This is a genomic window from Kitasatospora sp. NPDC048715, from assembly GCF_043198905.1.
GTDB classification, from domain to species: domain Bacteria; phylum Actinomycetota; class Actinomycetes; order Streptomycetales; family Streptomycetaceae; genus Kitasatospora; species Kitasatospora lactacystinica.
This window is the reverse complement of the sequence record NZ_JBICVH010000020.1, coordinates 136616-155481: the sequence shown is the minus strand read 5'-3', so window position 1 is coordinate 155481 and position 18866 is coordinate 136616. Positions and strand designations below refer to the sequence as shown.

At 73.7% G+C, this 18866-nt stretch carries 17 protein-coding genes and 1 pseudogene; 5 read left to right on the top strand and 13 right to left on the bottom strand.

Annotation, left to right across the window (positions count from 1 at the left end):
• Positions 1–20 precede the first annotated feature (20 nt).
• Positions 21–743 carry an alpha/beta hydrolase gene (locus ACGFSC_RS33185; protein WP_359907555.1) on the bottom strand — a complete coding sequence of 241 codons (723 nt, stop codon included), beginning with the start codon at positions 741–743 and terminating at the stop codon, positions 21–23.
• A gap of 264 nt (positions 744–1007) precedes the next feature.
• Positions 1008–1814, bottom strand: coding sequence for an IclR family transcriptional regulator (locus tag ACGFSC_RS33180; RefSeq protein WP_359907558.1), 807 nt, complete (start codon positions 1812–1814; stop codon positions 1008–1010).
• A 326-nt stretch (positions 1815–2140) separates the two neighbouring features.
• Here ACGFSC_RS33180 and ACGFSC_RS33175 point away from each other — a divergent pair, with 326 nt between their 5' ends.
• The 3 genes from ACGFSC_RS33175 to ACGFSC_RS33165 all read left to right on the top strand — a co-directional run bounded on the left by ACGFSC_RS33175 (position 2141) and on the right by ACGFSC_RS33165 (position 5574).
• On the top strand, positions 2141–3451 hold the full coding sequence (locus tag ACGFSC_RS33175; RefSeq protein ID WP_359907561.1) for an extracellular solute-binding protein: 1311 nt from the start codon (positions 2141–2143) through the stop codon (positions 3449–3451).
• Positions 3452–3649: 198 nt separating this feature from the next.
• The gene (locus ACGFSC_RS33170) at positions 3650–4627 is read left to right on the top strand and encodes a sugar ABC transporter permease (protein WP_359907564.1); all 978 of its coding nucleotides are present in this window, start codon (positions 3650–3652) and stop codon (positions 4625–4627) included.
• A gap of 122 nt (positions 4628–4749) precedes the next feature.
• Positions 4750–5574 carry a carbohydrate ABC transporter permease gene (locus tag ACGFSC_RS33165; RefSeq protein WP_359907610.1) on the top strand — a complete coding sequence of 275 codons (825 nt, stop codon included), beginning with the start codon at positions 4750–4752 and terminating at the stop codon, positions 5572–5574.
• A 104-nt stretch (positions 5575–5678) separates the two neighbouring features.
• Here ACGFSC_RS33165 and ACGFSC_RS33160 read toward each other — a convergent pair whose 3' ends face one another.
• The 3 genes from ACGFSC_RS33160 to ACGFSC_RS33150 form a co-directional block, all read right to left on the bottom strand.
• Complete coding sequence (locus tag ACGFSC_RS33160; protein ID WP_359907567.1) at positions 5679–6290, bottom strand: hypothetical protein; 612 nt, start codon at positions 6288–6290, stop codon at positions 5679–5681.
• Between the two features lie 191 nt (positions 6291–6481).
• Positions 6482–7240: a VOC family protein gene (locus ACGFSC_RS33155; RefSeq protein ID WP_359907570.1), complete on the bottom strand. Its 759-nt coding sequence runs from the start codon at positions 7238–7240 to the stop codon at positions 6482–6484.
• Positions 7241–7396: 156 nt separating this feature from the next.
• A complete protein-coding gene (locus ACGFSC_RS33150; RefSeq protein ID WP_359907573.1) occupies positions 7397–8038 on the bottom strand; it encodes an alpha-ketoglutarate-dependent dioxygenase AlkB in 642 nt (213 codons plus the stop codon).
• Positions 8039–8331: 293 nt separating this feature from the next.
• On the opposite strand from ACGFSC_RS33150, the gene ACGFSC_RS33145 reads away from it, so the two are divergent.
• Both ACGFSC_RS33145 and ACGFSC_RS33140 read left to right on the top strand, forming a co-directional pair.
• Positions 8332–8949: a hypothetical protein gene (locus ACGFSC_RS33145; RefSeq protein WP_359907575.1), complete on the top strand. Its 618-nt coding sequence runs from the start codon at positions 8332–8334 to the stop codon at positions 8947–8949.
• Positions 8950–9044: 95 nt separating this feature from the next.
• Positions 9045–9563 (top strand): universal stress protein, encoded by a 519-nt coding sequence (locus ACGFSC_RS33140; protein WP_359907577.1) that lies wholly within the window; start codon positions 9045–9047, stop codon positions 9561–9563.
• Between the two features lie 7 nt (positions 9564–9570).
• Here ACGFSC_RS33140 and ACGFSC_RS33135 read toward each other — a convergent pair whose 3' ends face one another.
• The 8 genes and pseudogenes from ACGFSC_RS33135 to ACGFSC_RS33100 form a co-directional block, all read right to left on the bottom strand.
• Positions 9571–11247, bottom strand: coding sequence for an amidohydrolase (locus ACGFSC_RS33135; protein ID WP_359907580.1), 1677 nt, complete (start codon positions 11245–11247; stop codon positions 9571–9573).
• Positions 11244–12086, bottom strand: coding sequence for a PaaX family transcriptional regulator C-terminal domain-containing protein (locus ACGFSC_RS33130; RefSeq protein WP_359907583.1), 843 nt, complete (start codon positions 12084–12086; stop codon positions 11244–11246). Before ACGFSC_RS33130 ends, ACGFSC_RS33135 begins: the two co-directional genes overlap by 4 nt.
• A 92-nt stretch (positions 12087–12178) precedes the next feature.
• On the bottom strand, positions 12179–12931 hold the full coding sequence (locus ACGFSC_RS33125; protein WP_359907586.1) for an Asp/Glu racemase: 753 nt from the start codon (positions 12929–12931) through the stop codon (positions 12179–12181).
• A gap of 32 nt (positions 12932–12963) precedes the next feature.
• Positions 12964–13893 (bottom strand): fumarylacetoacetate hydrolase family protein, encoded by a 930-nt coding sequence (locus ACGFSC_RS33120; RefSeq protein WP_359907589.1) that lies wholly within the window; start codon positions 13891–13893, stop codon positions 12964–12966.
• Positions 13894–13910: 17 nt separating this feature from the next.
• Positions 13911–15050 (bottom strand): cupin domain-containing protein, encoded by a 1140-nt coding sequence (locus ACGFSC_RS33115; RefSeq protein WP_359907592.1) that lies wholly within the window; start codon positions 15048–15050, stop codon positions 13911–13913.
• Positions 15047–16018 (bottom strand): carbon-nitrogen hydrolase family protein, encoded by a 972-nt coding sequence (locus ACGFSC_RS33110; protein WP_359907595.1) that lies wholly within the window; start codon positions 16016–16018, stop codon positions 15047–15049. The genes ACGFSC_RS33115 and ACGFSC_RS33110 overlap by 4 nt, the downstream gene beginning before the upstream one ends.
• Positions 16019–16027: 9 nt before the next feature.
• Positions 16028–18403, bottom strand: coding sequence for an FAD-dependent monooxygenase (locus ACGFSC_RS33105; RefSeq protein ID WP_359907597.1), 2376 nt, complete (start codon positions 18401–18403; stop codon positions 16028–16030).
• A 52-nt stretch (positions 18404–18455) separates the two neighbouring features.
• Positions 18456–18800, bottom strand: a pseudogene (locus tag ACGFSC_RS33100) (acyl-CoA thioesterase); the annotation flags it as partial.
• Positions 18801–18866: the final 66 nt, after the last annotated feature.

Below are 18866 nucleotides of genomic sequence, written 5' to 3'. Positions count from 1 at the left end.
GCGGGAGCCCGAGGACGGGCCTACGACAGTCCGGCCGCCTCGGCGAGGACGGCGGCGGTCCGTCGGCCGGCGGCCAGGGTGGCGGCATCGGTGGCCGGGAGGCAGCGGCGGGCCTCGGGACGGTAGGCGGTCATCACCACGCCGGCGTGGTCGGTGGGGAGTTCGAGGGTCCGTACCGCCGACATCTGCTTTGTCAGAGCAGCGCTCAACTGCCGGGTGTGCTCGACGTCCACGATCTCGTCCGCCGTGCCGTGGACCAGCCGGAGCGGGACGGGGGAGGGGCTGGCCGCCAGGTGGTCGAGCGGGGCCTCGCCGGTGGTGACGGCCCTGGTCGAGTAGTGGGAGGCGATGCCGACCGCGGCGGCGGGGCGCAGTTCGGCGGGGGTGTCGGGATGGGTGGCCACCGCGATCGCCTCGCGGCCGCCCATCGACCAGCCGGCCAGGACGAGGCGCTTCGGGTCCCCGCCGTACTCGGTGGCGATCGGGCGGGCCCGGTCCAGCGAGGCGAGCAGTTCGGCACTGCCGCCGTCCGGCTGCGTGGCGTCCCAGTCCGGGACGAGCACCAGCAGCCCCAGCCCGGCGGCCTCCTGGGCCAACGGCCGCAGCACATCGCGCTCGTTCGGGCCGTTGCCGTGCCAGAGCAGCACGACGGGGGCCGGCCCGGTGGTGCCGGAGGCCGGAAGGTGGATGTCCGTCAGTCGTCCGGCGGTGTACGGAACCGTCCGGAGTCGAGCGTTCGTCATCCGGGATTTCCCTCCGATTCGTTGAATGATCACGGAGCTGGTACTGTACTTCTCGTTGCGAGGGAGCGATTCCTCCTCAGGCGTCAGTGGTGCTACCAGAGCACGTCCTACTTTCAGTAGGAAGAGTCCGTGCGACCCGGGCCTGGCGCTCCGAAATCGGACAGGGTCCGGTGCCGTGGAAACGGCGCCGGGCCCTGTCCGCGTTTCCGGGGCAGGACCCCGGCCGGGCAACGGCCTGACTGCGGCCGGGCAGCGGCCCGGCGTTCAGGACGGCTGGCGGTCGGAGCCGAGTTCGCGGGAGATCCGCAGCCCGACCTGGGCGACGACCGGGCCGAGGGCGCGGACCCGGGCGGCGGTCATCCGTGAGGTGAGGCCGGAGACGGAGAGGGCGGCGGTGACCTCGCCGGTGTGGTCGAAGATCGGGGCGGCGACGCAGCGGACCTCGGGCTCGTTCTCGCGGTCGTCGATCGAGTAGCCGCGGGCGCGGATGCGGGCGAGGTCGGCGCGGAGCCGGGGCTCGTCGGCGATGGTCCAGGCGGTGACCGGGCGCAGCCCGGCCGCGACCACCTCGGCGACGGCCTCCTCGGGCAGCCAGGCCAGGATCGCCTTTCCGGTGGCGGTGCAGTAGGCGGGAGCCCGGCTGCCGACCCGGGAGGCCATCCGGACGTTGGTCTCGTCCTCGACCTTGTCCAGGTAGACGATCCCGGGGGCCTGCCAGACGGTCAGGTGGACGGTCTCGCCGGCCTCGCGCTGGAGCCGGCGCAGGTGCTCGGCGGCGACGCTGCGCAGGTCGAGGGTGGTCAGGTAGGCCTGACCGAGCCGCAGCGAGCCGTGGCCGAGCCGGAACCAGCCGGTCTCGCGGTCCCGGTCGAGGAGGTGCTCGTCCAGCAGGGGGCCGGCCAGTCGCAGCACGGTGCTCTTGTTGAGGCCGAGGCCGTCGGCGAGCTGGGCGAGCGGGACGCCGCGCCGGTCGCCGTGGTCGCGGACGTAGCCGAGGACGGCGAGGGCGCGGCGCAGCGAGGAGGACTGGTTGCGTTCGGTGGCGGGTTTCTTGGGCGCCGTCTCCGTCATGGGTCCGTTCCCTGGTGTCGTTCTGCCGGTGTTCCCCCGCAGGTCGGCGGCGGTTGTCAGAACGTACCCGTTCGCGACCCGATCGCCGCATCTTCGATACAACGTTGTGCAGTGCAAAACTTTCACCAACTCCCTCTTGTTGGCGCCGATCGGCCCCGCCTAACGTCCCTGCCATCGAGCAGGCGACGACGCCCCACCCGAGCGCTGCGCCCTGCCGTACCCCCACCACTTCACCCACCATCGGCCCCGGTCAGGGCCTGCTTCGACGTGCCCGTCCCCGGCGGCGGACGTCTCGGCGGCAGCTGTCGGGAGGGGAGGTCTCCACCATGCGACTCATCGGACGGACCGCCGCAGCCGCCGTGCTCGCCGCCGGCTGCCTGGCCGCCACCGCCTGTGCCCCCGGCACCGCCGCGCCGGCGAGCGACAAGGCCGCCGACGACCGGACCGGCACCGTGCAGGTCTGGCTGTACAACGAGGCCGGCAACGCGGCCAAGGAGGCCGTGATCTCCAAGGCCGTGGCCGAGTTCCAGGCCTCCCACCAGGGCGCCACCGTCAACGTCAGCTACATCGACACCGACGCCTCGGCCCGCGCCGCCAAGATGAAGGGCGCCTTCAACGACCCGAACAGCGCCCCCGACCTGGTCGAGTTCGGCAACACCGACCTGCCCGGCTACGTCGCCGCCGGCGGCCTCGCCGACATCACCGCCGACCTGGACAAGTGGCAGGACAAGGGCGACCTCGACCCGGCGATCGCCAAGACCGCCGTGGTGGACGGCAAGACCTACGGCCTGCCCTGGTGGGTCGGCGTGCGCGCGCTGTACTACCGCACCGACCTGTTCACCGAGGCCGGCCTCACCCCGCCGACCTCGTACGCCGAGCTGGTCGCCGCCAACCAGAAGATCCACGCCGCGCACCCGGACACCTTCGGCATCGCCGTCGGCGGCAAGTACACCTTCGCCGCGCTGCCCTTCGTCTGGGACGCGGGCGGCGACATCGCCGCCAAGGACGGCGCCGCGTTCAAGGCGGCGATCGCCTCGCCCGCCTCGCAGGCCGGGATCAAGCGCTACACCGACCTGTTCGGCGCGGACGGCTGCCCCGCCCAGCAGTGCGCGGACCTGACCGGTGGCAAGACCGTGGACCTGTTCGCGGCCGGCAAGTCGGCGATGGCGGTGCTGCTCAACTCCAACCGCGGCAAGGTGGACGCGGGCGCGGTCAAGGGCAAGTACGGCGTGGTGCCGCTGCCCGGTGAGAAGCCCGGCTCGATCGCCCCGGCCTTCGCCGGCGGCAACAACCTGGGCGTGATGAAGGCGGCCAAGCACCGCACGCTGGCCGTCGAGTTCGCCGAGCTGCTGGCGAGCCCCGCGTACCAGGAGCAGATGTACGACGCGATGGGCAACCTGCCGACGCTCAAGTCCGTCAGCGGCAAGGTGGCGGCGAAGGACGCGTTCCTGAAGCCCTTCACCGACACCATCGCGGCCGGCACCAGGTTCGTCCCGCTCGACCAGGCGTGGGCGCAGATCGACGCCCAGTCGGTGATCCCGACGATGCTCCAGCAGGTCGTCACCGGCAAGGCCGACGTGGCCAAGGCCTCGGCCGACGCCGCCGCGCAGATCTCCTCGGCCTTCGCCGCGCACTGACGGCCGGCCGCCGGCGGCGGCGCGCCACCGCCACCGCGCCCCGTGCGCGGTGACCCGAACCGCGCCGCCGCAGGCCCCGAGCCGCCGGCACCGCACCGTCGGCACCGCACCGTCGGCCGCAGGCACACCGCACCGTCGGCCACCGGCCGCGCACGGACGGCCCCCCTCCCGGTTCGTCTCAGAGAGCAGGTCCCGCACGTGTCCGTATCCACCTCGACCGCCCCGGCGCCGCCTTCCCCGCAGAGGCGCCGTGGGGGAAAGGCGCCGGCCGCACCCCCGGGCGGCCGGCGCCGGCGGCCCCCGCTGCTGCTGCTCCTGCCGGCCGCGGTCATCCTGATCCCGCTGGTCGCCTACCCGATCTACCAGCTGGGCCTGCTGTCCGTCCTCGACTTCGGGCAGGCCCAGGCCTCCGGCGGCGTCCCGACCTCCTTCGTCGGCTTCGGCAACTACACGAAGATCCTGGAGGACGAGCAGTTCTGGACGGTGCTGTTCCAGACCATCGGCTTCGCCGCGTTCTGCGTGGTCGCCACCCTGGCCGTCGGCGCCACCCTCGCGGTGCTGCTCACCAAGGTCGGCCGGTGGCCGCGGCTGGTGCTGACCACCGCGGCGATGGCCGCCTGGGCGGCGCCGGCGATGACCGGTTCGACGGTGTGGAGCTTCCTGTTCGACACCAACCTCGGTCTGGTCAACCACACCCTGGAGGGGCTCGGACTCTCCGGCTTCCACGAGTTCAACTGGTTCTACGACAAGTGGACGGCGTTCCTGATCGTCGGCGCCGTGGTGGTGTGGCACTCCTACCCGTTCGTGATGGTCACCCTCTACGCGGGCATCCGGGCGATCCCGGAGGAGATCATGGAGGCGGCCGCCCTGGACGGCGCCAACACCTGGACCACCTTCCGCCGGATCACCGCGCCGATGCTGCGGCCGATCCTGACCATCGTGGTCATCCAGTCGGTGATCTGGGACTTCAAGGTTTTCACCCAGATCTATGTGATGACCGAGGGCGGCGGCATCGCCGGCCAGAACCTGGTGCTCAACGTGTACGCGTACCAGAAGGCGTTCGCCTCCTCGCAGTACGGGCTGGGCGCGGCGATCGGCGTGATCATGCTGCTGATCCTGGTGATCCCGACGGTCCTGTACATCCGCACGCTGCGACGGACGGGGAACGAACTGTGAGCCCGGCGAACTCCTCCCCGGCCGCCGTGAAGCCGGCCGCCGTGAAGCCGGCCGGCAACGCCCGCGGCCGGAACCCCCGTGGTCGGAGCACCCGCGGCCGGAACGCCCGGGGCCGCTGGCGGCTGGCCGCCAACACCGGTGCGATCGTGCTGGCCGTGGTCACCGCGTTCCCGATCTTCTGGATGGTGCTCTCGGCCTTCAAGCCCAAGGGCGAGATCCAGTCCCTCGACCCCAGGCCGTGGACCGCCCACCCCACGCTGGAGAGCTTCCGGCAGGTGCTCAGCGTCGACGGATTCGGCCGCTACTTCGTGAACAGCCTGGTGGTCGCGCTGTCGGTGGTGGTGCTGTCGGCGATCGTGGTCTTCCTGGCGGCGGTGGCCGTGACCAGGTTCCGCTTCAAGTTCCGGACCACCATCATGGTGATGTTCCTGATCGCCCAGATGATCCCGGTCGAAGCGCTGACCATCCCGCTGTTCTTCATGTTCCGCGACGCCGGGCGGTTCGCCCCGGGCGTGGGGCTGAACACCCTGGCCTCGCTGGTCCTGGTGCAGCTGGCGTTCTCGCTGCCGTTCGGGATCTGGATGATGCGCGGCTTCGTCGCGGCCGTCCCGGTCTCGATCGAGGAGGCGGCGCAGATCGACGGGGCGGGCCGGACCCGCATCCTGTGGCGGATCCTGCTGCCGCTGGTGGCGCCGGGACTCGCCGCGACCAGCGTGTTCTCCTTCATCGCGGCGTGGAACGACTTCGTCTTCGCCAAGACCTTCATCATCAGCGCCACCCAGAACCAGACGCTGCCCTCGGCGCTGCTGGTCTTCTTCAAGCCGGACGAGAACGACTGGGGCGGCATCATGGCGGCGTCCACGCTGATGACCGTGCCGGTGCTGATCTTCTTCATCGCGGTGCAGCGCAAGCTGGTCTCCGGACTGGCCGGCGCGGTGAAGGACTGACGTCCGCCGAGGCCGCGCACCCGGGAGTCCCGCCGTCGGCGGGACTCCCCCGGCCGTCCGGGCCCGAGCGGCTCAGCCGGTCGGGAGGTCAGGAGGCCGGCGGTTCAGGAGACGAAGCCGACGACGTCGGCACCCCTCCGGCGCTGCGCGAGCCGGAGCCAGCCGACGACCTCCGCGACGGCCTCGGCCACCTCGCGCTCCGGCGCCGGGGCGCGGCCCTCGCGCTCGGCCCGTTCGAACTGCTCCAGCGCCCTCCGGCAGTCCTCGGCCGGCCAGGTGCTGCAGGACGGCACGTCGCAGGACGGCAGTTCGGCGGGAAGGCCGCCGCCGTACTGGAAGTCCGCGACCGAGACGGCCGTGATCCCGTACGCCTTCAGGCCGTCGTCGACCACCTCCAGCCAGTTGCCCCGGAAGGGTCCGAAGGAGTCGACCTCCAGGGGCTGCCCGACGAGCCAGCACAGCCGCCGGTACGCGTAGCCGTACTGGAAGGCGTGGTCCGCGTCCGCGGAGAAGGGGCCGCCGTGCACCACGGCGCGCAGCGCCTCCAGGGCGGTCGGCGCGCCCTGCGCGATCTCGTCGGCGAAGTGCTCGTCGGACCTGTCCAGGGACGGGCCGAAGTATGCGAGGGCCTCGTCGAGCGCCCCGTCGTTGCCGCTGCCGACGCGGACACGGAGCTCCGCGGGGTCGACCAGGTACGCGCGCAGGAAGGAACTCATGGCAGCACGGTAGCGGTCGCAACGGACAGCGGGTTCGGCGGGTCGGTCGTCCTCGGGAATCCGGTGAGTGTACCGAACGGTCTTGCCAGGAAGGCAACTTGACGGGTTGGAGGGGGACGCTCCGGGTCCGGGTGTGCGGGTGTGCGGGTGCGCGGACGGGTGGATCGGTGGCGGGTTCGGCCGGGGCGGGCTCAGGCCGCCGCCGCGGAGTCCCGGGTCGGGACGGCGACCAGCACGAACTCCGCGCCGGCGTCGTCCCGGACCAGCGCGGTGCGGCCGAACGGCGCCGGCGCCGGACCGGTGACGACCGTGCCGCCGAGGGCGCGCAGCCGGTCGGCCGTACGGTCGGTGTCCCCGGTCGCGAAGTGGACCAGCCAGCGCGCCTCCGCGCCCGGGCCGGCGAGGCCGATGCTGCACGCGGGCAGGCCGGCCACCCGGGCGAGGGTGTGTCCCTCCCGTGGCCGGTCGTAGCCGTAGCCGAGGACCCGGTGGTAGAAGGCCCGGGCGGCGTCGGGGGCGGGGGAGAGGTGCTCGTTCCAGGCGAGCGCGCCCGGTTCGTCGACCAGGCCGGCGCCGTCGATGGTGCCGGCCTGCCAGAGTCCGAAGCGGGCGCCGAGCGGGTCGACGGCGAGCGCGGCTCGGCCCTGCTCGGGCACCTCGTACGGCTCACGGACGAGGCGGCCGCCCGCGGCCCGGACCGCGGCGAGGGTGCGCGACGGATCGGGGCAGGCGAGGAAGGTGGTCCAGGTGGCGGACGGGTCGGTCGGCCGGGCCCGTTCGACGGCCGCGACCTGGGCGCCGTACCGGGTGGCGACCGCCTCGGCGGGGCCGGTCGGAACGAACTCCCAGTCGAACAGCGCGCCGTAGAAGGCCTCTGCCCGTGCGGTGTCCGGCGTGGTGAGAACGACCCAGCACGGCACCCCGGCGCGGTAGTTGCCCGGTTTCGGCATGCGACCCTCCTGGCGGGCCCGGTGCCCGGTGCCCGGTGCCCGGTGCCCGGTGCCCGGTGCCCGGTGCCCGGCGTTCGGTGTTCGGCGTTCGGCGTTCGTCGCCACCGGCCCCACCCGCCAGCCTCCGCGCCCGGCGGGTGCGCGGCAAGCGGGGGATCAGGACACTCCGTGCGGCCGGAACTGGACGCTGATCCGAGGGCCCACCGGGCGGGCCGTCTTGGGGATCGCGTGCTCCCAGGTGCGCTGGCAGGAGCCGCCCATCACGACCAGGTCCCCGTGCCCGAGCGGGTGGCGGACGACCGGCCCGCCGCCGGACCGGGGCCGCAGCGCCAGGGTGCGCGGCTCGCCGACGGAGAGGATCGCCACCATGGTGTCCTCGCGGGCGCCGCGCCCGATCCGGTCGCCGTGCCAGGCCACGCTGTCCCGGCCGTCCCGGTAGTAGCACAGGCCGAGGGTGCGGAACGGCTCGCCCAGCTCCTGGGCGTAGTGCCGGCTCAGCGCCGTCCGGGCCAGGCCGAGCACCGGGTGCGGCGGTTCGGCCTGCGCGGGGTAGGAGGCCAGCAGGCGCGGGACGTCGACCGTCCGTTCGTACATCTCGCGCTGCTCGGCCCGCCACGGCACCTCGGCGGCCAGTTGTTCGAACAGCTCGTCGGCTCCGTGCAGCCAGCCCGGGAGCAGGTCCAGCCAGGCGCCGTCGCCGAGCGGCTGCCGCCGCAGGCCGGTGAGCGGGCCGAGGCGGAGGCCGCCGCGGTCCGCGTCGTCGAACAGCGAGGGCTGGAGGTGGACGGTGCCGTGCATGGGGTCAGCGTACGCCTCGATTCGAACATGCGCTCGAATGACTGGAGGGTTTCGGGCCGCGCCTTGTGGATCTTCGCCGGGCCTGCGACGCCGGGGCGTGTTCCCCGGTGGTGGAGGAGGGCCGCTACGGCGATCGACGGTCGGCGGGGGCGTCCGTTCGGCGCAGCTTCGTCCGGCGGTGGCCGGAGACCGTTGTCAGGCGGCACGGGCGACCGGTAGACGGGAGGCTCCGAGCGCCGATCCTCCGAGTAGGGTCTAGCGGCCGGTTTCCTGCTCCCGTCTAGGCTTCGGACATGGCGATCAACGGCTTCGGGGTCACCGAGTTCCAGCTGGTGCTGCTGCGCCGGATGGCCGATTTCCAGCCCGGGCTGGTGGAGGGGGCGGTGCGGCGGCTCGGCGCCACCCGGGCCTCGATGCGGGAGGCCAACAAGCGCTGGCAGGCGATGGTCCGCGCGCCCGGCTTCCCGCGCGGCGCGGCCCGGTACGCGGCCGTGCTCGGGCCGGCCGGGGCGAGTGTGCCGCGTCGGATCGGGGATCTCGACTGCGTGGCGCGCCAGTGGGCGCTGCCGCTCTGGCCCGAGTTGCGCTTCGAGATCCTGCTCGGCCCGGCTGAGACCGGTGGGCCGCTGCTGAACGAGTGGCTGGTGCGGGCGGCGGGCTCCCCGGTGCCCGCGCTGCGCACGCCGGCCGATCTCGCGCCGTGGAGCTGCGTGGTGGGCGACGTCGGGGCCGCGTTTCCGTCCGCGGTGCCGCGCGAGGGCAGTGCGCCGACCAGGTTCCGGCTGGACTTCGCGGTCCCGGATGCCGATGGACGGCTGCGCCCGTTCGAGGCCGACTTCACCTGGGGGTTGCTCCAGGAGGTCCGTCCGAGTGGCGGCCAGGGCATGGATATGCCGGGCGATGCAAGGTGATATTCAGTGAATGCCTTCGATTTGCAGGCCAAAAGAGGGATGTGGCAATCTAATCGCAGACATTGAAGAGTTTTGGCATCGGAAAGTGAAGGATCATGTCGGACGGCGCCCGCGTCATCGTCGGAGTCAGCGGTTCACTGCACAGCCTGACCGCCCTGCACCGGGCGGCCGAGGAGGCCCGGGCCCGGGGGGCCGTCCTGGTGCCGGTGCTCGCCTGGACGCCGGTCGGCGGTGAGCGCAGCTACCGCGCCCGGCCCTGCCCGCCGCTGCTGCGCGCCTGGCAGGAACTCGCCGAGGCGCGGATGGAGAGCGCGCTGGAGCAGGCCTTCGGCGGACTGCCGATCGGCGTGCCGGTGCAGCCGCTGGTCGTGCGCGGCGAGGTCGCGACGGTGCTGACCGGGCTGGCCGACCGCCCGGGCGACCTGCTGGTGGTCAGCACCGGCGAGCAGGGCGGCCTGCGGGTCAGGCTGCGCGGGCTGACGCGCCGCTCGATCGCCCGGCGCTGTGTGAACCGGGCCCGCTGCGGGGTGCTCGCCGTTCCGCCGTCCACGCTGCACGAGGACCTGCGCGCGCTGCACCGCGGCATCGACCTGCGGGAGCTCGCCGCGGCCTGACGGGCCGTCAGGCGAGGTGCGTGGTAAGGCCGTCGACCACCGTACGGGCGGGGCGCAGCTCGCGCAGCGCGTCCACCGGGCAGGCCGACGGATCCAGCGGATCGACCGGCCACACCGTGAGGTCGGCGAACGCCCCCGGCCGCAGGCTGCCGCGCACCGCGCTCTCGCCGGTCAGCCGGGCGGCGTTCACGGTGTGCAGCGCGACCGCCTCGGACCGGCCGATCGCGTGCTCCGGGCCGACCACCCCGGCCGTGGTGTCCCGGGTGGTCATGCCCCACACCGACACCATCGCGCCGTACGGGCCGACCGGGAAGTCCGAGCCGCCGGTGATCAGCGCGCCCTCGTCCAGCCACTCGCGCAGCGGGAAGAGCGCGGCGGTGCGCTCCTCGCCCCAGGCCCGCTGCTGGGTGAGCGCGCCGTCGTGCAGCAGCGGGTGCTGGACCGTCACCGGGATGCCCAGCGCGATCGCCCGCGCCCGCTGCTCGGGGCGGGCCAGGCCGCCGTGCTCGACCACCAGGGTGCCCGGCGGCAGGCCGGGGTGGCGCTCGACCACCTGCTCGAAGACGTCCAGCAGGACCCGCAGCCCGCGGTCGCCCCAGGCGTGCACGCCGACCCGCCGGCCCCGCCCGACCACCCGCTCCACCGCCGCGAGCAGCTCGTCCGGCTCCCAGAGCAGCCGGCCGTGGTAGCAGGGCTGCCCCTGGTACGGCTCCTCCACCGCGCCGGCCTCGAAGCCGCCGTCGATCCCGAACTTGACGCCCCAGAGCCGCAGTCGGTCGTCGTCCCGGCCGGCCGCCCGCCAGTCGTCCATCCGGTCCAGCAGTGCGTCCACCTGGGCCGGCGTGCGGGCGGCGAAGCCGGAGACCAGCGCGCGGACCCGGACGGCCAGGGCGCCCTCGGCCCGGGCGGCGTCCAGGACGTCGAGGTCCTCGGCCGGGACCAGGCAGTCGCGGACGGTGCCGATCCCGGTGGCGGCGAAGTCGGCGGAGGCGGCGCGCAGTCCCTCGATCCGCTCCGTGAGGGTCGGGTGCGGCAGCACCCGCTCGACCAGCTCGACCGCCCGGTTGATCAGCCGGCCGGTGAGCCGCCCGTGCTCGTCGCGCTCGATCACGCCGCCCGGCGGCGCCTCGGTGGCGTCGGTGATCCCGGCCAGCCGCAGCGCGGCCGAGTTGAGCACCATGTTGTACGCGCCGCGGCGCACCAGCACCGGGTGTTCGGCGGTGGCCGTGTCCAACTCCCCGGTGGTGGGCATCCGTTGCTCGGCCAGCAGGACCTCCTGCCAGTTGACCGTGGTGCGGATCCACTCCCCGGCGGGGGTGCGGGCGGCGCGTTCGCGGATCAGGCCGAGGAATCCGGCGAGGTCGCGGGCCCGGTGGACGGGCACGCCGTGGACGCTGTGTCCGGCCAGGACCAGGTGGGTGTGGGTGTCGTCGAAGGCGGGCAGCACGGTCGAGTCCGGGGCGTCCACCACCTCGGTGCCCGGGCCGATCAGGGCGTCCAGTCCGTCGGGCGCGGCGGAGAGCGCGGTGATCCGGCCACCGGTGACGGCGACCGCCCGCCGGGGCGGCTCGCCGGGCACCAGGGTGTGCACGGTGGCGGCGCGGATCAGCAGGTCGGCGGGGGCGGGGCTGGCCGCCGGAGCGGCGGAGGCGGGGCGGATCGCCGGATCGGTGGGGTCGGTCATTGCGGCTCCTGGGGGCGGGACAGTCCGGTGACCTTCTCGACGTACCGGAGGCTGGGCTCGGCGAGCAGTCCGTGCAGCTCGGTGAACACCGCGCGCGCCGGTACCGCGTTCCAGTCGGCGGGCAGCAGCGGCGCGGGCAGCCCCGGATCCAGGTACGGCAGCCGGCGCCACCGGGTGAGCATCGGCACGTAGTCGCGGAAGGCCTCGGCCGGGTCGACCGGAGACCGTCCGCGCAGCTCCTCGGCGGCCGGGTGCCAGGCGTCGGCGAAGGCCCCGTACTGCGCCTCGATCGCCGGGAGGTCCCACCAACTCGCCACTGCCGTACGGAGATCGGCGAAGCCGGCGTACTCGGCGGAGAGGAACAGATGGACGTAGGCGCTCAGCCCGAGCCGGTCCAGCAGCCGACGGGCGTCCGGCAGCAGCCGGGCCGGTGCCAGCCAGACCCCTGGGGCGGCGTTGCCGAAGCCCAGCCAGCTCAGCCGGGAGCGCAGCTGGTGGCGGTGGGCGCGGGCGGACTCGGGCACCGAGAAGACCGCCACCACCCAGCCGTCGGCGAGTTCGGCCGGCTCCAGGCTGTGGAAGATCCGCCGGTCGCCCTCCTCGAAGACCGGCTCCATCGCGAGCGCGAGCCGGTACCCCGTGCCGGCGCGCCGCTCCTGGAGCAGGGTGCCGGCCTTCTTCAACCGCGAGATCGCCGAGCGGACGGCCGGGCCGTCGACGTCCAGCTCGGCCAGCAGCGCGATCAGGTCGGCGATGGATATCCAGCCGCCGAGGCGGCGGACGAACTCGCCGTAGACGGTGTGGATCAGGGAGCTCGGCCGGGACGTGTTCTCGGACATGCGCGGGCCCTCCTCCCCGGTGGTGGTGGCGATCATAACGAGAGTGCCGGTCCGAGGGCGCGGAATCCTGCGGTTCCAAGGCGCCCGGGAGGCTACGCGTAGGCACCGGAGAGCAGGTGTCCGGCGCCGGGCGCGAAGGCGGGCAGGCCGAGGGCCCGCAGGAGCTGGTGGGTGGTGCAGACGGCCGCCGAGACCACCGGCTTGCCCAACTGCTGCTCGGCCTCCTCGACCGCGGACAGCGAGGGCAGTTGCACGCAGGCCGAGAGCACCACCGCTTCCGCCTCGGCGTGGGCGAGACCGCGGGCGATGGCGGGCAGCAGGGCCGGGTCGTGGGCGGCGACGTCGAGGTTGTCGGCGATCTCCAGGGCGGCGTGGTCGAGCACCTCGATGCCCTCGGCGGCGAGGTAGTCGACCACCGTCCGGGCCAGCGGCCGCAGGTACGGGGTGACCATGGCGACCTTCGCGGCCCCGAGTTCGTGCAGCCCGGCGACGAGCGCGCCGGCGCTGGTGACCACGGGCGCGGGGGCGCCGTTCTGGACGGTGCGCAGGTGCAGCCGCCGTTCGGCCTGCCGGTGGTAGCCGGGGCCGGTGGCCATCACGGCGACCAGGCAGGCGTAGCCGATCACGTCCACCCGGGCGTCCGACAGTTCGGCGGCGCAGCGGTCGGACTCGGCGTCCATGGCGCGCAGTTGTTCGGGGGTGACCCTGGTCATCCGCATCCGGCTGGAGTGGAAGGTGAACCGCTCGGGGGCGACCGCCTCGCGGGCCCGCAGCAGGGCGGGGACCTCGGTCTCCATGGTGACGTTGGAGCTCGGGACGATCTGGCCGATCCGGTAGGTGGGCATCGGGTGGACGGTCCTTTCCGGTCCGGGGCGGGTCAGCGGGCGTCGATCACCGGGTTGGCGAGCGTGCCGATCCGCTCGATGGTGGCCTCGACCAGGTCGCCGGGCCGGAGGAACTGCGGCGGCACCATCCCGGCGCCGACGCCCGAGGGGGAACCGGTGGAGATCACGTCGCCCGGTTCCAGGGTGACGCCGGAGGAGATGTCGGCGATCAGCCGGGCGACGCCGAACAGCATGTGGCGGGTGTTGGAGTCCTGCCGCAGCTCGCCGTTGACCTTCAGCGAGAGGTCGAGCCGCTGCGGGTCGGGGATCTCGTCGGCGGTCACCACGACCGGGCCGAACGGCGCGTAGCTGTCCTGGCCCTTGGAGAAGAACCACTGGCCGGAGCGGCGCTGGTCCCGGGCACTGATGTCGTTGACGATGCTGTAGCCGAACACGTGCCGCAGCGCGTCCGCCTCGGCCACCCGGAAGGCCGGTGCGCCGATCACCACGGCGAGTTCGCACTCCCAGTCGAGCTGCTTGGTGAGGTCGGCGTTGTGCAGGATGGGGCCGCCCGGGCCGGTGACGGCGGTCGAGGGCTTGCCGAACAGCACCGGCCGGTCGGGCAGTTCGCGGTCGGTGTCCAGGGTGCGGTGCGACTCGGCCACGTGCTCCACGTAGTTGAGGCCGACGCCGACGATCTTGCCGGGGCGCAGTGGCGCGCACAGCGAGACCTCGGCGATCGGCCGGCCGGCCGGGGCCCCGGCCAGCAGGTCGCGGACGGTGGCCAGGGCCGGCTCTCCGGCTCGGATCAACCCGAGGAGGTCGGGGGGCAGTCGGACCCCGGCGGCGGTGGCGAGGGCGGTCAGGTCGACGACCCGGTCGCCGTCGATCCGGGCGCCGAGGCGCGGGGTGTCGTCACGGCCGTCGTCCTCGGTGCGGCCGGCGGGGTCGGCGTCGTCGGTGCGGAAGGTCAGCAGGTGCATGGTGGTGGGGCTCCTGGTCAGGCGGTGGTGACGGTGGGCTGCTGCCCGTCCGGGTGGGCCTCCTCGCGGTGGAGGCCGAGCGCGTGCATCACCGGGAAGTCGTTGAAGGAGAACAGGCAGGCGTCCTCGCCCCGGTCGAGGTTCTCGTGCTCGTGCCAGGCCCAGGACGGGACGACGAAGATGTCGCCCTGCCGCCATGCGAAGCGCTGTCCGGCGATCACCGAGGCGCCGCGCCCCTTGGCCGCGGTGTACACCACCGAGCCGGTGTGCCGGTGGGCGCGGGTGGCCTGGCCCGGGCGCAGCAGTTGCAGGTGGGCGGACATGGTCGGCATCACCGGGCCGCCGGTGACCGGGTTGGTGTACTCCATGATCACGCCGTCGTAGGGCGATCCCTCGCTGGCGCGGGCGAGCCGGCGCAGCGCGTGGTAACTGGGCTCCCAGGGCCAGCCGAGCAGCGGAGAGTACGGCCTGCTCCACTTCTCGACGCCGTACGGCAGCAGGTTGCCGCCGTAGCTGAGCAGCGAGGAGCCGATGACCGGCCCCGGTCGCTGGTACAGCTCCGGGTGGACCTCGTAGAAGTTGGCGTCGAGGGTGTTGACCAGCGGGATGTCCAGGCCGTCCTGCCAGATCACCGGGGCGTCGTCGGCCTCGTTGCCGTGCTCGTGCCAGGTGTTGTTCGGGGTGATCGCGAAGTCGCGCGGGCCGACCTTCAGCTTCTGTCCGTCCACGACGGTCCAGGCACCGGTGCCCTCGTGGACGAAGCGCAGCGCGGAGGCCTGGTGGCGGTGCGCCGTCATCGCCTCGCCGGGCCCCATGATCTGCAGGCCGGTGTACAACAGGCCGACGGCGGCGCTCAGTTCGCGGCGGCCGGGGTTCACCAGCATCACCACCCGGCGGCCGGCGTCGTCGGCCTTCACCAGCGGCAGCGCCTTGCGCACCAGCGGGCGGAGGTCGGCGTAGCGCCAGAGCACCGGGACGGACTTCGGCTGCGGGTACCAGGGTTCGATCTCGTTCGCGACCGTCCACAGGGCGCCCGCCTCGTGCTCGGCCAACTCCTTGTAGTAGGTCAGCAGCTCGGGGCTGTCGGTGACCCGGGACCGGCCGATCCGGTCGTCGTCGTGAGCGTTGTGGCCAGGGGTGCCCTCGGGGCTGGTCATGCCTCCTCCTCGGGGAGCGTCAGCGGCCGCAGCGGGCGGTTGTCCACGTGCAGCCGGAAGACGTCGAAGCGGTTGTAGTGCCCGACGATGTCGTGCATCTGCTTGGGCTGGATGCAGCGGCCGAGGTCGATCTCGGCGTAGACGATGCCCTCCTCGTCCACCAGTGGTTCGGTGACGGGGCGGCCGTCCGGACCGAAGATCCCGGACAGGGCGCTGTGCGGGCGGGCGAGCTGCTTGCGGACCTGCGGGTCGTCGCCGGCGATCAGGTCCACCATCCCGGGCGAGAGGGTGGAACAGGAGACGACGGAGAACACCTTGCCCTCGAAGCAGTGCGCGGCGGTGCGCAGCGCGATCGAGTCCGCCATGTCGTAGTCCTCCGGGCCCACCGGCAGCGCGATGTAGCAGGCGGCGTGGACCAGTTCGCCCTGGGCCAGCAGGGTGAAGCGGGCCAGCGGGTTGGTGTTCTCGCCGCAGGCCAGCGCGCCGAGCGGGCCGACGGCGGTGGGGTGCACCGTGAGGGTGCTCCCGTCGCCCTGGCCCCAGGTCAGTTTTTCGGCCCAGGTCGGCATCAACTTGCGGTGGATGCTGAGGAGTTCGCCGTCCGCGTCGATGATCAGCAGGGTGTTGTACAGCAGTCCGAGGCCGGGTCCGCCGCGTTCGTTGATCCCGATCACCAGTACCACGCCGGCCTGCCGGGCGGCGGCCCGCAGGGTGTCGACGTACGGGCCGGGGACGTCGACGGCGGCCCGGTACAGGCGCTCGAACCAGGGCGAGCCCTGCACCGGGTTCATCGTCCAGTTCCAGTACGGGTAGCCGGGCACGAAGACCTCGGGGAAGACCACCAGTTCGGCGCCGTGCCCGGCCGCCTCGTGGATCAGCGCGACGGCCTTGTCGACGGTGGCGGCCGGGTCCAGGTAGACCGGGGCGGCCTGGACGGCGGCGGCGGTGAAGCGGGGCAGGTGGGGCATGGCTCCTCGTCACTCCTCGGCGGTGTCGGAAGGAAGGGGCGGTGACCAGCGGCGGTGGACGGGCGCGGGCGGCTCGCGCAGCAGGTGCAGGCGCGGGGCGACCCGGTCGGCGTTCGGGCCCGGCGGCTTGCGGCTGCCCGCCATCCACGGCCCGGGCCAGCGGGCGCCCGGCCCGGTGTGGCCCCGCTCGGCGGCGGCGTGCAGGGTCCAGAGCGGGTCGTACAGCTGGGCGCGGCCGACCGCGACCAGGTCGGCCCGCCCGGCCAGCAGCACGGAGTCGGCGTCGTCGAACCCGGAGATCGCGCCGACCGCGATGGTCGGCAGGCCGGTGGCGGCGCGGACCAGCTCGGCGAAGGGCGTCTGGTAGCCGCGCCCGTACGGCGGCCGCTGGTGCGCCACCACCTCGCCGGTGGAGACGTCCAGCGCGTCCGCCCCGGCCCCGGCGAGCGCGCGGCAGATCGCCACCGCCTCCTCCTCGGTGGTGCCGCCGGGCGCCCAGTCGCTCGCCGAGATCCGCACCAGCAGCGGGCGGCCGGCCGGCCAGACGGCCCGTACCGCCGTCAGCACCTCCAGCGGCAGCCGCAGCCGGTGGGCCAGCGGGCCGCCGTAGCGGTCGGTGCGGCGGTTGGTGAGCGGGGAGAGGAAGGAGGAGAGCAGGTGGCCGTGGCCGAACTGGAGCTCCAGCACGTCGAAGCCGGCCCGCGCGGCCCGCTCGGCGGAGGCTGCGAAGTCCGCGGTGACGGCGGCCAGTTGGATGTCGTTCGCCTCGTGCGGAACGGGGCTGTCGGCGTCCCAGGGCAGGGCCGAGGGGGCGATCAGCGGCCAGCCTTCGGTGAGCGGGCGGCCGATGCCGTCCGGCCCGGGTGCGGTGGTCGCGCCCCGGCGGCCGGCGTGGGTCAGCTGGATGCCGAGCGGGGTGTCGCTCACCGCCCGGACAGCGCCGACGAGTTGGTGCCAGGCGGCCTCCTGGTGGTCGGTCCACAGGCCCGGGCAGCGGTCGGTGGCCCGGCCCTCGGGGCCGACCGCGGTCATCCCGGCGAGCACCAGCCCCGCGCCGCCGAGCGCGTGCCCGGTCAGCTGGGCCCGGTCGAAGCCGCTCGGCAGCGCGTCGGGGGAGGTGAAGCTGGCGAGCGGCGGCACCACGACGCGGTTGCGCAGTTCCAGTGCGCCCAGCTTCAGCGGCCGGAACATCGGCGGCACTCCGGGAGAGCCGCCGAAGACGGTGTCCACGGCGTCCACGAAGGCGGGGTCGCGGGCCCGCAGACTGCCGTAGGTGACCCGCCGGCTGCGGGTGAGCAGGTTGAAGGCGAACCGGTCGGCGTCCTGCCCGGTCCGCCGCCCGATGGTCTCGAACCACTCCAGACTCGCCTGCGCGGCACGCTGGGTGGACTCCACCACCGGGCGCCGCTCGGCCTCGTAACCGGCCAACGCCTCGTCCAAGGTGGGCTTTTCGCTCAGCGCTGCGGCCAGGGCGAGGGCGTCCTCCAGGGCGAGCTTGGTGCCCGAGCCGATCGAGAAGTGCGCGGAGTGCGCGGCGTCGCCGAGCAGGACCACGTTGCGGTGGCGCCAGCTCGCGTTGCGCACCGTGGTGAAGCGGATCCAGCGGGAGGCGTTGGGGATCAGCCGGTGGCCGTCCAGGTGCCCGGCGAGCAGCTCCGCGCAGCGACGCACGCTCGCCAGATCGCTCTCGCCGCGCGCCGGTTCCCGTGCGGCGAGGGCCTCGAAGCCCGCGCGGCGCCAGGCGTCCGCGGCCGCCTCGACGATGAAGGTCGAGCGGGTGGCGCTGTACGGGTAGGCGTGCACCTGGAGGACGCCGAAGTCGAACCGCTCGACGATGAAGGTGAAGGCCTCGAAGACCTTGTCCGTGGCGAGCCACATGTAGCGGCAGTGGCGCTCGTCCAGATCGGGGCGGAAGCTCTCCGGGAAGGCGGCCCGGGTGCCGGAGCGGATGCCGTCGGCGGCCACCACCAGGTCGTACTCGGCGGCCAGCCGGTCCACGGGCGGGGCGGGGGTCCGGTAGCGCACGTCCACCGCCAGCTCGGCGCAGCGCCGTTGCAGGACGGCGCGCAGCCGGTTGCGGTCCAGGGCGGCGAAGCCGTGGCCGCCGCTGGTGCGCACCTCGCCCGCGAAGCGGATGTCGATGTCGCTCCAGCGGGCGAACTCGGCGCTGATCGCGGCGAAGACGTGCGGGTCGGCGTGCGCGATGCCGTCCAGGGTCTCGTCGGAGAAGACCACGCCGAAGCCGAACTCGTCGTCCCGGCCGTCCCGTTCGAAGACGGTGAGCTCCCGGTCGGGCGCCAGCTGCTTGGCCAGGGCGGCGAAGTAGAGCCCGCCCGGGCCGCCGCCGATCACGGCGATCCGGGTACGGTCCCGTGCGGTGCTCATGCGGCCGCCTCGGGGGCGGTGATCGCCCCGGGACCGGCGGACGGCCCGGGGCTCACGCGGCCACCTCCGGGCGCTGCGGCCCGGCCTCCGCCAGCGTGCGGCGGACCTGTGAGGGCCACGGCTCGGCGCCCCCGTCGTGCGGTGCGGAGTGCACCACCGACATCCGCCCCTTCGCGGCCAGCCCGTGCGGGCCGTGCACCTCGAAGGCGTAGTGCAGCGAGGAGCCGCCGACCCGGACCACCCGCAGCTCGGTGCGGACCAGGTCGCCGAACCAGAGCCGTTCGCGGTAGTCGGCCTCGAAGTGCACCCGGGGGATCCGCCCGAACAGGTCGGCCAGTCCGAGCCGGCGCAGCAGGGCCGCCTCCGCCGCCTCGGCCCAGCGCTGCACGGCGGAGAAGTGGTAGTGCCCGGCGGCGTCGGTGTCGAACCACTCCACCCGGCGCTCGACGGTGACGCTGGCCGG